This window comes from Enterobacter cloacae complex sp. P13B (assembly GCF_014895915.1).
GTDB classification, from domain to species: Bacteria; Pseudomonadota; Gammaproteobacteria; order Enterobacterales; family Enterobacteriaceae; genus Enterobacter; species Enterobacter bugandensis.
In genome coordinates, this window is sequence record NZ_JADBQN010000010.1 from 23,287 (window position 1) to 37,100 (window position 13,814).

At 55.2% G+C, this 13,814-nt stretch carries 13 protein-coding genes; 9 read left to right on the forward strand and 4 right to left on the reverse strand.

Annotated elements, in window-relative coordinates:
- The first annotated feature begins 32 nt into the window (after positions 1 to 32).
- The 5 genes from abgT (at position 33) to uspE (ending at position 4,410) form a co-directional block, all read left to right on the forward strand.
- The gene (gene abgT / locus IM273_RS05460; protein ID WP_193050136.1) at positions 33 to 1,559 is read left to right on the forward strand and encodes a p-aminobenzoyl-glutamate transporter; all 1,527 of its coding nucleotides are present in this window, start codon (positions 33 to 35) and stop codon (positions 1,557 to 1,559) included.
- 10 nt (positions 1,560 to 1,569) lie between these two features.
- On the forward strand, positions 1,570 to 2,085 hold the full coding sequence (gene ogt / locus IM273_RS05465; protein WP_028012946.1) for a methylated-DNA--[protein]-cysteine S-methyltransferase: 516 nt from the start codon (positions 1,570 to 1,572) through the stop codon (positions 2,083 to 2,085).
- A gap of 183 nt (positions 2,086 to 2,268) precedes the next feature.
- Positions 2,269 to 3,021 (forward strand): fumarate/nitrate reduction transcriptional regulator Fnr, encoded by a 753-nt coding sequence (gene fnr / locus IM273_RS05470; protein ID WP_006174991.1) that lies wholly within the window; start codon positions 2,269 to 2,271, stop codon positions 3,019 to 3,021.
- A 176-nt stretch (positions 3,022 to 3,197) separates the two neighbouring features.
- Entirely contained in the window at positions 3,198 to 3,350 is a 153-nt protein-coding gene (locus IM273_RS05475) for a hypothetical protein (protein ID WP_223824746.1), read from the forward strand.
- Positions 3,351 to 3,459: 109 nt separating this feature from the next.
- On the forward strand, positions 3,460 to 4,410 hold the full coding sequence (uspE, locus tag IM273_RS05480) for a universal stress protein UspE (RefSeq protein WP_028012944.1): 951 nt from the start codon (positions 3,460 to 3,462) through the stop codon (positions 4,408 to 4,410).
- Between the two features lie 40 nt (positions 4,411 to 4,450).
- Here the strand turns inward: uspE and IM273_RS05485 are convergent, their stop codons facing one another.
- From IM273_RS05485 to pntA, 3 genes are all read right to left on the reverse strand, one after another.
- The gene (locus tag IM273_RS05485) at positions 4,451 to 5,560 is read right to left on the reverse strand and encodes a mechanosensitive ion channel family protein (protein ID WP_045261475.1); all 1,110 of its coding nucleotides are present in this window, start codon (positions 5,558 to 5,560) and stop codon (positions 4,451 to 4,453) included.
- Positions 5,561 to 5,666: 106 nt separating this feature from the next.
- On the reverse strand, positions 5,667 to 7,055 hold the full coding sequence (pntB, locus tag IM273_RS05490) for a Re/Si-specific NAD(P)(+) transhydrogenase subunit beta (protein WP_013096868.1): 1,389 nt from the start codon (positions 7,053 to 7,055) through the stop codon (positions 5,667 to 5,669).
- A gap of 10 nt (positions 7,056 to 7,065) precedes the next feature.
- A complete protein-coding gene (gene pntA, locus IM273_RS05495) occupies positions 7,066 to 8,595 on the reverse strand; it encodes a Re/Si-specific NAD(P)(+) transhydrogenase subunit alpha (protein WP_100170392.1) in 1,530 nt (509 codons plus the stop codon).
- Positions 8,596 to 9,130: 535 nt separating this feature from the next.
- Here pntA and ydgH point away from each other — a divergent pair.
- The 3 genes from ydgH (at position 9,131) to folM (ending at position 12,404) form a co-directional block, all read left to right on the forward strand.
- The gene (ydgH, locus tag IM273_RS05500; RefSeq protein WP_028012941.1) at positions 9,131 to 10,075 is read left to right on the forward strand and encodes a DUF1471 family protein YdgH; all 945 of its coding nucleotides are present in this window, start codon (positions 9,131 to 9,133) and stop codon (positions 10,073 to 10,075) included.
- Between the two features lie 184 nt (positions 10,076 to 10,259).
- Complete coding sequence (locus IM273_RS05505; protein ID WP_028012940.1) at positions 10,260 to 11,642, forward strand: amino acid permease; 1,383 nt, start codon at positions 10,260 to 10,262, stop codon at positions 11,640 to 11,642.
- Between the two features lie 39 nt (positions 11,643 to 11,681).
- The gene (folM, locus tag IM273_RS05510; RefSeq protein WP_193050137.1) at positions 11,682 to 12,404 is read left to right on the forward strand and encodes a dihydromonapterin reductase; all 723 of its coding nucleotides are present in this window, start codon (positions 11,682 to 11,684) and stop codon (positions 12,402 to 12,404) included.
- Here folM and IM273_RS05515 read toward each other — a convergent pair.
- On the reverse strand, positions 12,401 to 12,736 hold the full coding sequence (locus IM273_RS05515; protein ID WP_014883596.1) for a GlpM family protein: 336 nt from the start codon (positions 12,734 to 12,736) through the stop codon (positions 12,401 to 12,403). The genes folM and IM273_RS05515 overlap by 4 nt on opposite strands.
- A gap of 128 nt (positions 12,737 to 12,864) precedes the next feature.
- On the opposite strand from IM273_RS05515, the gene rstA reads away from it, so the two are divergent.
- On the forward strand, positions 12,865 to 13,581 hold the full coding sequence (rstA, locus tag IM273_RS05520; protein WP_028012938.1) for a two-component system response regulator RstA: 717 nt from the start codon (positions 12,865 to 12,867) through the stop codon (positions 13,579 to 13,581).
- Positions 13,582 to 13,814: the final 233 nt, after the last annotated feature.

Here is a 13,814-nt window from a genome sequence, read left to right on the forward strand (position 1 = left end):
ACACAACAACACAACACTCCCGAGGAACGCCCATGAGTATGTCATCCATACCTTCGCATTCCCCATCCGGTAAGCTCTATGGCTGGGTTGAAAGGATCGGCAATAAAGTGCCGCACCCTTTCCTGCTGTTTATCTATCTGATTGTGATTTTGATGGTTGCCACCGCCGTGCTCTCGGCCTTTGACGTCAGCGTGCGCAGCCCGGCAGACGGCAGCCTGGTGGCGTTGAAAAACCTGCTCAGCGTTGACGGGCTGCACTGGTTTTTACCGAACGTGATCAAAAACTTCAGCGGTTTCGCTCCGCTGGGGGCCATTCTGGCGCTGGTGCTGGGCGCCGGGCTGGCTGAACGCGTGGGCTTGTTACCCGCACTGATGGTAAAAATGGCGTCCCACGTCAGCGCGCGCTACGCCAGCTACATGGTGCTGTTTATCGCCTTCTTCAGCCACATTTCATCCGATGCCGCGCTGGTGATTATGCCGCCGATGGGGGCGCTGATCTTCCTCGCCGTCGGGCGCCATCCCGTGGCGGGTCTGCTGTCGGCCATTGCGGGCGTGGGCTGCGGCTTTACCGCCAACCTGCTGATCGTCACCACCGACGTGCTGCTCTCGGGCATCAGCACGGAGGCGGCGAAAACCATTGATGCGGCCATGCACGTCAGCGTGATCGACAACTGGTACTTTATGGCCAGCTCGGTGATTGTCCTGACGATTGTCGGCGGGCTGATTACCGATAAGATCGTCGAGCCGCGTCTGGGCAAATGGGAAGGCCGTAGCGATGAAAAGCTGGAGACGCTAAGCAAAGAGCAGCGCTTCGGCCTGCGCGTGGCTGGGCTGGTCTCGCTGGCGTTTATCGCGCTGGTGGCGCTGATGGTGGTACCGGAAAACGGCATACTGCGCGATCCGGTTAAGCATACCGTCCTGCCGTCGCCGTTTATTCAGGGCATCGTGCCGCTGATTATTCTCTTCTTCTTTGTCGTCTCGCTCGCCTACGGTATCGCTACCGGCAAAATCCGCCGTCAGGGCGATCTGCCGCAGCTGATGATCGAGCCGATGAAAGAGATGGCGGGCTTTATCGTGATGGTATTTCCGCTGGCGCAGTTTGTGGCGATGTTTAACTGGAGCAACATGGGCAAGTTTATGGCCGTGGGCCTGACCGACGCGCTGGAGGCTGCCGGATTAAGTGGCGTACCGGCGTTTGTCGGGCTGGCGCTGCTGTCATCCCTGCTGTGCATGTTTATTGCCAGCGGCTCCGCCATCTGGTCAATTCTGGCGCCGATCTTCGTGCCGATGTTTATGATGCTCGGGTTCCACCCGGCGTTTGCCCAGATCCTGTTCCGCATCGCGGACTCCTCGGTGATCCCGCTGGCACCCGTCTCACCTTTCGTTCCGCTGTTTTTAGGCTTCCTGCAGCGCTATAAGCCCGAGGCCAGACTGGGTACCTACTATTCGCTGGTTTTACCCTACCCGCTTATCTTTTTAGGGGTATGGCTGGTGATGCTGGTGGCATGGTATCTTGTCGGCCTGCCGATTGGGCCGGGGATATACCCGAGGCTAAATTAAAGGATTGAAAATGCTGAGATTACTCGAAGATAAAATTGCGACGCCGCTCGGGCCGCTGTGGGTGATCGCGGACGAGCAGTTCTGCCTGCGCGCCGTTGAGTGGGAAGAGCACAGCGACCGCATGGAGGAACTGCTTGATATTCATTACCGCGCACAGGGTTATGAACGCATCAGCGCCACCAACCCGGGCGGGCTGAGCGACAAGCTGGCGGCGTATTTTGAAGGCGATCTCAGCATCATTGACACTCTGCCAACCGCCACGGCAGGTACCCCTTTTCAGCGCGAAGTGTGGCAGGCGCTGCGGTCGATTCCGTGCGGGCAGGTCATGCATTACGGCCAGCTCGCGGAGCAGCTAGGCCGCGCAGGCGCCGCACGCGCGGTGGGTGCCGCCAATGGCTCTAATCCGGTCAGCATTGTGGTGCCCTGCCATCGGGTCATTGGCCGTAACGGCACCATGACCGGCTATGCCGGCGGCGTGCAGCGCAAGGAGTGGTTACTGCGTCACGAAGGGTATCTCTTGCTGTAGATCCCAGGCTTTTTGTGCTTAATTTTCTACCGGCTAGGCTAAAAATCCACAATCAAGCTGTGGAATTTCAAGAAGATGGCAACACGTTGCCGTCTCTTGTCCTTATTGAGAGTTTGTCAGGCTTACGTACTTACCAAAAAGATGTTAAAATTGACCAATATCAATTAAGGCTTGAGCAAACCTATGATCCCGGAAAAGCGAATTATACGACGCATTCAGTCTGGCGGTTGTGCTATCCATTGCCAGGATTGCAGCATCAGCCAGCTCTGTATCCCGTTTACCCTGAATGAGCATGAACTCGATCAGCTCGATAATATCATCGAGCGCAAAAAGCCGATTCAGAAAGGGCAGACGCTGTTTAAAGCGGGAGACGAACTGAAATCGCTCTATGCTATCCGCTCTGGCACCATCAAGAGCTACACCATCACCGAACAGGGTGACGAGCAGATCACCGGCTTCCACCTGGCAGGCGATCTGGTGGGCTTTGATGCCATCGGCACTGGTCACCACCCGAGCTTTGCTCAGGCACTCGAAACCTCGATGGTTTGCGAAATTCCGTTTGAAACCCTGGACGATCTGTCCGGTAAGATGCCTAACCTGCGTCAGCAGATGATGCGTCTGATGAGCGGTGAGATCAAAGGCGATCAGGACATGATTCTGCTGCTTTCCAAAAAGAACGCAGAAGAGCGCCTGGCCGCGTTTATCTACAACCTCTCCCGCCGCTTCGCCGAGCGCGGTTTCTCGCCGCGTGAGTTCCGTCTGACCATGACCCGTGGCGATATCGGTAACTACCTGGGCCTGACCGTTGAGACCATCAGCCGTCTGCTGGGTCGTTTCCAGAAGAGCGGAATGCTGGCCGTTAAGGGTAAATACATCACTATCGAAAACGGCGAAGCGCTGGCCGTTCTTGCCGGACACGCACGCAACGTGGCGTAACTCTCCGCCTGTTGATAACCAGACTGATAAATTCACGTGATTTATTGGTCTGGTATCATCGCTTCCGCTTTAAGACATTTTCACCGTAGCACGTCCCCACACAGCGCCTGAAAGGTTGTCGTTGAGGTTATGAATTGAGAGAAAGTTTGTTTTTCGTTTCAGTCGTGATCGCCTCAGTGACCTTTATATTCATCTGGATCATGCTTGTCGGTCCGATGAAGGGGGAGGAAAAAACCTACGTTCAGGATTCCACGACCTTTGCGATAGCGGTGATGGTGCTGCTGTTCATTGCGTTTATCGCGGTGACATCCACCGTGCTTTTCCTCTGATAAATTTTCATGAATTATTGATCTGGCAAAAGCTCCCCTCTGTTTCATTCAGGATATATAGGTTACTCTTTTAATTACAGACTGTGGTGACAGTAGTAAGGAGACCTGTATGGCCAAGTATCAAAACATGCTGGTAGCTATCGATCCGAATCAGGACGATCAGCCGGCATTACGACGTGCTGTGTATTTACATCAACGGATTGGTGGCAAAATCAAAGCGTTTTTGCCGATCTATGACTTCTCGTATGAGATGACCACCCTTCTGTCGCCTGACGAGCGCACCGCTATGCGTCAGGGCGTCATCAGCCAGCGTACCGCGTGGATCCGTGAACAGGCGAAGTATTACCTGGAAGCGGGCGTGCCTATTGATATTAAAGTGGTCTGGCATAACCGACCTTTTGAGGCCATTATCCAGGAAGTGGTTGCCGGTGGGCACGACCTGCTGCTGAAGATGGCGCACCAGCACGACAAGCTGGAGTCCGTAATCTTCACTCCGACCGACTGGCATTTGTTGCGTAAATGCCCTTGCCCGGTCTGGATGGTGAAAGACCAGCCGTGGCCTGAAGGCGGGAAAGCCGTTGTGGCGGTGAATCTCGCGAGCGAAGAGGATTATCACAATTCGCTCAACGAGAAGCTGGTGAAGGAGACCATCCAGCTTGCCGATCAGGTTAACCATACCGAAGTGCATCTGGTGGGCGCCTATCCGGTTACCCCGATCAATATCGCCATTGAGCTGCCGGAATTTGACCCAAGCGTCTATAACGACGCGATCCGCGGTCAGCACCTGCTGGCGATGAAAGCGCTGCGCCAGAAGTTCAGCATTGACGAGAACATGACGCACGTGGAAAAAGGGCTGCCTGAAGAGGTGATCCCGGATTTAGCCGAACATCTGCAGGCCGGGATTGTGGTGCTGGGCACCATTGGCCGGACCGGTATCTCTGCTGCCTTCCTCGGCAATACCGCCGAACAGGTGATCGACCATCTGCGCTGCGACCTGCTGGTCATCAAGCCGGATGAGTATCAGACGCCGATTGAGCTGGACGACCCGGAAGACGATTAACGTAAACATCAAAGCCCGCCGCTCCGGCGGGCTTTTCTCATCAGCTCTCCATTACCGGCTTCGGCTGTTCACCTGACTCATCCTGCATCCACGGCGCGTGCAATACCATGCTGGGCAGCGCCAGCTTAATCTCCTGGGCGTTCAGTCCTTCAAGAATACGGATATTGATCTCCTGCTGGATGTCCATGTATTTATTGTAATCCGCAGTATTAACGATATGGACGACTTCAAACGTCAGGCGGTCGCGGTCAAATCCCAAAAAATGGGCACGATCGAATTTTGTCTCGCCGACATCGGTAATGATCTGCCTGACCATATCCCCCACGTAGCGCAACTTATCGGGCGGCGTGTCGCTGGCAACGCCAAAGGTAAAGACGATGCGACGCGTCTGCATGCGTTTGTAGTTGTGAAGCGTCTGCTGAAGCAAAATGGCGTTACCGCAGACGATCTGCTCCCCGCTCAGGCTGCGGATGCGGGTCGTTTTCAGGCCAATGTGCTCTACCGTCCCCGCCACGTCGTTGAACACCACAAAATCGCCAATTTCAAACGGCTTATCAAAGCCGATAGAGAGCGAGGCAAACACGTCGCTGAGGATCGTTTGTACGGCGAGGGCGATGGCAATACCCCCTACCCCAAGGCTGGCAACCAGAGCAGTGATGTTGACGCCCGCGTTAGCAAGGATAGACAGCAGCATCACTGACCAGACGATGGCACGGAGAATAAGCCCCGTGATCACCAGCGTGACCGGGTTTTTATGGCTTCCAGGCGCCAGCATGACGTGACGAAGCCACGACACCACCCCCTGATCCATCCACAGCGCCACCTGGATGGCGAAAACCAGGAACCAGGCGTGGCTCACGGTGCCAAAGAGATGATCCGGCAAGTCAACGAAACGCAGGCTGAAGAGCAGCGCCACCACAAACAGCAGGAAGCGGCTGGTGCGGTTAAGCATATCGGTCAGGATAAAACGCATCCGGTTGGTGGTCGGGTGCTTGTCGCCCCAGGTGGTGATGCCTTTCTTAACGAACGCGATCAGGCGCGTTAGCAGCCAGTACACCAGCAGCGTCACAAAGACAACCGTGGCGGCGCCTATCCAGAATGTCGGCGTCATCATCAGCGCGATGATGTCGAAGCGGGACAGAAATTGCATTACACCTCCTCGTATTACACAAAGGGTAAAGTATAGACAGAGGAGAAACGCTGGCCGCAGAAATAGGAAAACCGCCCCGAAGGGCGGTTTGTCAGGAGAAAGCGAATTACAGCGCTTTCAGAATCGCATCCACGCTGGCTTTGGCGTCGCCAAACAGCATATGGGTATTCTCTTTGAAGAACAGCGGGTTCTGCACGCCAGCATAGCCGGTGTTCATAGAGCGTTTGAAGACAATGACGTTCTGCGCCTTCCACACTTCCAGAACCGGCATCCCGGCGATTGGGCTGCGCGGATCGTCCTGTGCCGCCGGGTTAACGGTGTCGTTAGCACCAATAACCAGCACGGTGTCGGTGTCGGCGAAATCATCATTGATCTCGTCCATCTCCAGCACGATGTCGTATGGCACCTTCGCTTCCGCCAGCAGTACGTTCATGTGGCCCGGCAGACGTCCCGCCACCGGGTGAATACCAAAACGAACTTTGATACCGCGCGCGCGCAGCTTCTCGGTGATTTCCGCCACCGGATACTGCGCCTGCGCCACCGCCATACCGTAGCCTGGAGTGATGATCACAGAATGCGAGTTTTTCAGCATTTCCGCGGTGTCTTCCGCGCTGATCTCACGGTGTTCACCCACTTCTTCGTCAGAGCCGGTAGAAGATCCGTCAGAACCGAAGCCACCGGCGATAACGCTGATGAACGAACGGTTCATCGCCTTACACATGATGTAAGACAGGATGGCACCGGAAGAACCGACCAGCGCACCGGTGACGATCAGCAGGTCGTTGCTCAGCATAAAGCCCGCAGCCGCCGCTGCCCAACCGGAGTAGGAGTTCAGCATCGAGACAACCACCGGCATATCCGCACCGCCGATGGACGCCACCAGATGCCAGCCAAACGCCAGCGCGATGATGGTCATCACCAGCAACGCCAGTACCTGCAGGCCCACGCTTTCGGTACGCACGAAGACCACCAGGAGCACAAACGACACCACCAGCGCCGCCAGATTCAGCTTGTGACGGTTAGGCAGCATCAGCGGTTTAGAAGAGATCTTACCGCGCAGCTTGCCGAACGCCACGATAGAACCGGTGAAGGTTACTGCACCGATGAAGATACCGAGGAACACTTCGGTCAGATGAATGTTGACAAGAATCGGCTCCATGCCCGGTTCGTGATACAGGTAGCTGTTGAAGCCCACCAGCACCGCTGCCAGGCCCACGAAGCTGTGCAGAATCGCCACCAGCTCCGGCATCTCGGTCATTTCCACGCGCTTCGCCAGGCGAATACCAATCGCGCCGCCGATGATCATCGCCACCAGGATCCACGCCACGTTGCCGGTATCCGGCCCGAAGATGGTGGCAATCAGCGCAATCGCCATCCCGGCGATACCAAAGTTATTTCCCTGCTGAGACGTTTCGTGTTTGGAAAGCCCCGCCAGACTGAAAATAAACAGGATTGCAGCAACAATGTATGCGGCTGTCACTAATCCTCCAGACATATGCTACCCCTTAGCCTTTACGAAACATTTTCAGCATGCGCTGAGTCACGGTGAAACCACCGAAAATATTGATACTGGCGATCAGCACCGCGATAAAGCTCAGGAAGCTGATCCAGCCGCCGTGTCCAATCTGCAGCAACGCCCCTACCACGATGATCCCGGAGATAGCGTTGGTCACCGACATCAGCGGCGTATGCAGCGCATGGGAGACGTTCCACACCACGTAGTAACCCACAACGCACGAGAGTGCGAAGACGGTAAAGTGGCCGAGGAACTCTTTCGGCGCGACGTCAGCCAGCCAGCCGAACAGAATAATGACCAGCGCCATGATGGCGTATTTGCGCCACGGAGAAGCCGGTTTAGCCGGTTCTTTTGGCTCGGGTGCCGCTTTCGGCGCAGCCTGGGGCTGGGCTGAAACCTGAATAGGCGGTGCAGGCCAGGTAATTTCACCTTCGCGAACGACGGTTACGCCGCGCACCACCACATCGTCAAAATCGACGGTGATGTTGCCGTCTTTCTCTTTGCAGAGCAGCTTCAGCAGGTTAACGAGGTTCGTGCCGTACAGCTGAGACGACTGGGTTGGCAGGCGGCCAGGCAGGTCGGTATAGCCGATCACCTTCACGCCGTTAGCGGTCGTGGTCACCTGATTGGCAACGGTATACTCGCAGTTACCACCGTTTTGCGCCGCCAGGTCGACAATCACGCTGCCCGGCTTCATGGAGTCGACCATCTCGCGGGTGATCAGCTTCGGCGCCGGTTTACCCGGAATAAGCGCGGTGGTAACAATAATGTCGACGTCTTTCGCCTGCGCGGCGAAGAGTTCCATTTCGGCTTTGATAAAGGCTTCGGACATCACCTTCGCGTAACCATCACCGCTGCCCGCTTCTTCCTTAAAGTCCAGCTCAAGGAATTCGGCCCCCATGCTCTGAACCTGTTCCTTCACTTCAGGACGGGTGTCGAACGCGCGCACGATAGCGCCCAGGCTGTTTGCCGCACCGATTGCGGCGAGCCCCGCCACGCCCGCGCCAATCACCATCACTTTCGCCGGTGGAACTTTCCCCGCCGCGGTGATCTGGCCGGTAAAGAAGCGTCCAAATTCGTGGGCTGCTTCAACAATGGCGCGGTAACCGGCAATGTTTGCCATGGAGCTCAGCGCATCCAGTGACTGCGCGCGCGAAATACGCGGCACGGAGTCCATCGCCATCACGGTCACGCCACGGGCCGCCAGCTTCTCCATCAGTTCAGGATTTTGTGCAGGCCAGACGAAGCTCACCAGCGTGGTGCCTGGATTCAGCAGCGCAATCTCACTCTCTTCCGGCGCGTTGACCTTCAGAATCACGGGCGACTGCCAGACTTCAGCACCGTCCACCACTTCCGCGCCAGCCTGAGTAAAGGCTTCGTCATCGAAACTCGCCAGCTTGCCTGCGCCGCTTTCAACCGCGACGGTAAAACCCAGTTTAAGCAGTTGCTCCACCGTTTTCGGTGTTGCCGCTACGCGGGTTTCATTGGCTAACCGTTCTTTTGGTACCCCAATACGCATAGTTTTCCCTTCCATCGGTTTTTGATGATGGTTTGTCGATAAATGCCCGCGGTTTGTATCAATTTTCGCCAGCATGATAGCGACGAGAAATGAGTAACCCCGCAAAATAAAACAGTAACAAACTGTCTATAACCTACTGAAAATAGCGCTTGTGATCTACCGCCAGAAAACACTATTTCTTACTTTATCTGTGAAAAATAAGCGATCGGCGTCACTGACAGTGATATTTACCTTAAATTCATCGCCAGAACCGATAAATCGCGCAAGCGAAGCGGTAAAAACATGATATAGCGCCATAAGAGAACAAGTTATTAACATTAAATTAACTTGTAAAAGTCATATGCTTTATCAGTTTTGCTTGTCAAACGCCTGTTTTTTCAACATATCACTAAATGTTATCGAATTCGGTAATTGAGTGAGCACAGGCAGTGAAAAATGGCGCAGACAGCGACGGGTTTTAAATGCCATAATCGGGGCCGTCTCAAATAAACAACAATACCAGTACATGGTTTGCGCAAGGCGAAGGATTATTTTTATGAAGCTTAAGAACACACTCCTGGCGTCCGCACTTCTCTGTGCGACCGCCCTGTCTGCGAATGCCGCAACAGAGTTAACGCCAGAGCAAGCGGCAGCGTTAAAACCTTTTGACCATACGGTCATTGTGGGTCGTTATAATTCTATTGGCGATGCCGTCGCCGCCGCATCAAAAGCCGCGGATAAAAACGGGGCGGCCTCGTTTTACGTAGTTGACCAGTCCGATTACGGCAACAGCGGTAACCAGCGCGTGACCATTGCGCTGTATAAAGATAATGCACCAAAGGCTGACGCGCCGAAAAATCGCGTGATCAACGGTATCGTTGAGCTGCCGAAAGACCAGGCCATTGAGCTGGAACCTTACGACACCGTTACCGTTCAGGGCTTCTATCGCAGCCAGCCAGAAGTGAACGATGCCATCACCAAAGCCGCGAAAGAGAAAGGTGCCTACTCTTTCTATATCGTGCGTCAGGTAGATGCTAACCAGGGCGGCAACCAGCGCATTACCGCATTCATCTACAAAGAAGATGCGAAAAAACGCGTTCTGCAGAGCCCGGATGCCATCCCTGCGGATTCTGAAGCGGGTCGCGCGGCGATAGCCAAAGGCGGCGAAGAAGCGAAGAAAGTTGAAATTCCGGGCGTAGCGACCTCTGCGGCGCCAAGCGCTGAAGTGGGCCGTTTCTTTGAAACGCAGTCCACGAAAGGTGGCCGTTACTCCGTGACGCTGCCGGACGGCACCAAAATTGAAGAGCTGAACAAAGCCACTGCCGCGCAGATGGTGCCGTTCGACAGCATCAAGTTTACCGGCAACTACGGCAATATGACGGAAGTCTCTTATCAGGTCGCGAAGCGTGCGGCGAAGAAAGGGGCGAAGTATTACCACATCACCCGCCAGTGGCAGGAACGTGGTAACAACGTGACCATCAGCGCCGATCTGTACAAGTAACAAAACCGTTGACGAAAGGCGGCGCAATGCCGCCTTTTTTGTTACTTTTTTTGAAAATCTGCCACACATCATTGCATGCTTTCGTTACACTCCGTAAAATCCCGCGCCTTAGTGTGATCCACCATTTTTATGCGCCTTAGCGAAATAATTATTCTGGATTGGGACTTTTCATAACAGGAAGCCAATGGAAAAGAAACTTGGCCTGAGTGCTTTAACTGCACTTGTATTGAGCTCAATGCTGGGCGCGGGCGTATTCAGTTTACCGCAGAACATGGCGGCCGTCGCAAGCCCTGCCGCCCTGCTCATTGGCTGGGGCATTACCGGTGTCGGGATATTGCTGCTGGCGTTTGCCATGCTGTTGCTGACGCGCATTCGCCCGGATCTGGATGGCGGCATTTTCACCTATGCACGTGAAGGTTTCGGCGAGCTGATCGGCTTCTGTTCCGCCTGGGGCTACTGGCTGTGCGCGGTCATCGCCAACGTCTCTTATCTGGTAATTGTCTTCTCGGCGCTCAGTTTCTTTACCGATACCCCTGAGCTGCGCCTGTTTGGCGACGGTAATACCTGGCAGTCTATCGTCGGCGCCTCGGTGCTGCTGTGGATTGTTCACTGGCTGATTTTGCGCGGTGTCCAGACCGCCGCCAGCATCAACCTGGTGGCGACGCTGGCGAAGCTGGTGCCGCTTGGCCTGTTTATCGTGCTGGCCTTCATTGCGTTCCGTCTCGACGTGTTTTCGCTTGATTTCAGCGGCATTGCGCTGGGCGTTCCGGTCTGGGAGCAGGTGAAAAACACGATGCTGATTACCCTGTGGGTATTTATCGGCGTTGAGGGTGCCGTCGTGGTTTCTGCCCGCGCGCGTAATAAGCGCGATGTGGGCCGCGCCACGCTGCTGGCCGTCCTGGCGGCGCTGGGCGTGTATCTGCTGGTGACCCTGCTGTCGCTGGGCGTGGTGGCGCGTCCTGAACTGGCCGAAATGCGTAACCCGTCCATGGCAGGACTGATGGTGAAAATGCTCGGCCCGTGGGGCGATGTGGTGATTGCCGCAGGGCTGATCGTCTCCGTCTGCGGCGCTTATTTGAGCTGGACCATCATGGCGGCTGAAGTGCCGTTCCTGGCCGCGACGCACAAGGCGTTTCCACGCCTGTTTGCCCGTCAAAACCAAAATAATGCGCCATCAGCCTCACTCTGGCTGACCAACATCAGCGTTCAGGTCTGTCTGGTGCTGATCTGGCTCACAGGTTCAGACTATAACACCCTGCTGACCATCGCCTCGGAGATGATTCTGGTACCCTATTTCTTAGTGGGTGCGTATTTGTTAAAAATCGCCACGCGTCCGGCGCACTATGTTGTGGGCGTAGGGGCCTGTATTTACGGCCTGTGGTTGTTGTATGCTTCCGGGCCGATGCATCTGCTGCTGTCGGTTGTGCTGTATGCGCCGGGTCTGCTGGTGTTTATCTATGCCCGCCGCACGCATCAGCTGGAGAACGCGCTGAAACGCCGTGAAATGGCCTTAATCGGGCTGTTACTGGTTGCTGCCGTACCGGCAACCTGGATGTTAATGGGATAGCACTGTCTTTCCCATTGTTGAACTGTAAAGGAGAATACGATGGGAAATGCACCGCTTCGCCCAATACTGATCACCGGTGGAGGCCGCCGTATCGGCCTCGCCCTCGCCCATCACTTTCTCAACCTTCGGCATCCGGTCATTGTCAGCTACCGTACGGAATACCCGTCGATTGAGGGGCTGCGCAAGGCCGGAGCGATCTGCATTCAGGCTGATTTTTCCACCGACGAAGGCATTCTGGCCTTTGCCGAACAGATTAAATCCACCGCGACGGGGTTGCGTGCCGTGATCCATAACGCCAGCGCATGGTGTGCCGAGAAGCCCGGCACGTCCCTCAGCGATACGCTCTCCGCCATGCTGCAGATCCACGTTAACGCCCCTTATCTGCTTAATCACGCGCTGCAGGATCTGCTGCGCGGCCACGGGCATGCGGCGGGTGACATTATTCACTTTACCGATTATGTGGTGGAGCGCGGCAGCGACAAGCATATCGCCTACGCGGCCAGCAAAGCCGCGCTGGATAACATGACGCGCTCCTTTGCCCGCAAGCTCGCGCCCGAGGTGAAGGTGAACGCCATCGCCCCGGCGATGATTTTGTTTAACGAACACGATGATACGGAATACCGCCAGCAGGCGCTGAATAAGTCGCTGATGAAAATTGCCCCAGGCGAGAAAGAGGTGATCGACCTTGTAGATTATCTGCTCACCAGCTGCTACGTCACCGGCAGAACCTTTGCCGTGGACGGCGGTCGCCCGCTGCGCTAGTGAAAGCGGCTCCAGAAGAAGATTAACACCCAGGCGCTGAGCCCCCAGCAGACCACTGCCCCGCCCAGCGCCAGGGGAAGCCGCAGAAAACCGGTGAAATACCACAGGGAAAGCAGGTAGAGAAAGTACGGAATGATTGACCACATGCCAAACACGATGGTCGTGCGTAGCGCTTCCGTACCCCGCTCAGAGGCCACAATATAGTGGGCAATCAGCGCAAAGGTCGGGAATAGCGGGATCAGCCCGGCAATATAATAGTTTTTGGTTTTTGCCAGAATGCCAATCAGTAACACCACCAGCGCCCCCAGCGCGGCTTTGATCACCAGCCCCATATTTTTTCCTATAACAATCAAATAACAAGAAACGTCAGAATAACGGAAGCGGCGTTAATTTTGAAAGATTAATGGAAGGTTAAGGTTCCGCGGTGTATTTTGGCTTTTTTCACGAAAACAGACGCTGTATGAATAAGATTGTATATGTTGAAGACGAACCCGAAGTCGGGCAATTGATCGCCGCCTATCTGGGTAAACATGATATGGACGTCATTGTCGAGCCTCGCGGCGATCGTGCCGAAGAGGTGGTCGTCCGTGAAAACCCGGATTTAGTGCTGCTGGACATCATGCTGCCAGGCAAAGACGGCATGACGCTCTGCCGGGACCTGCGCGCCCGCTGGGACGGTCCTATCGTTCTGCTTACCTCACTGGACAGCGATATGAACCATATTCTGTCGCTGGAGATGGGCGCCAATGATTACATTCTGAAAACCACACCGCCTGCCGTCCTGCTGGCCCGCCTGCGCCTGCATTTGCGCCAGCACGCCAGCATCGAACGCGAAGCGCCCGCGCCGTCCCTGACGCCGCACAAAGCGTTGCGCTTCGGTACGCTGTCTATTGACCCGGTTAACCGCCAGGTCCTGCTTTCCGGCGAGCTTATCGCCCTTTCTACCGCAGACTTTGACCTGCTCTGGGAGCTGGCCACGCATGCCGGGCAAATCATGGACCGCGACGCGCTGCTGAAAAACCTCCGTGGCGTGAGCTATGACGGTATGGATCGCAGCGTTGACGTGGCGATTTCGCGATTACGCAAAAAACTGCAGGATAACGCCACCGAGCCCTACCGCATTAAAACCGTGCGTAACAAGGGTTATCTGTTCGCCCCACACGCCTGGGAAACCTGATCGTCGGATAGGATAATCTGCGCGAATTGAAGGCATTGCGCGAAACGCCCTCTTTTCGCGCATTTATTTTTACGTTTGCGCAACATTTAACTTGCTAAGCACGCAAACTATTCCATAATTAGCTTCTCGACTCTCCTGTCTTCAGCTCATCCCGCTCTTGCGATCGTTTTACTCATTTTCGCCGTGAAGCTTTCACGACATCGCTCCCAGAAATCTTGAAATGAGGATTTAAG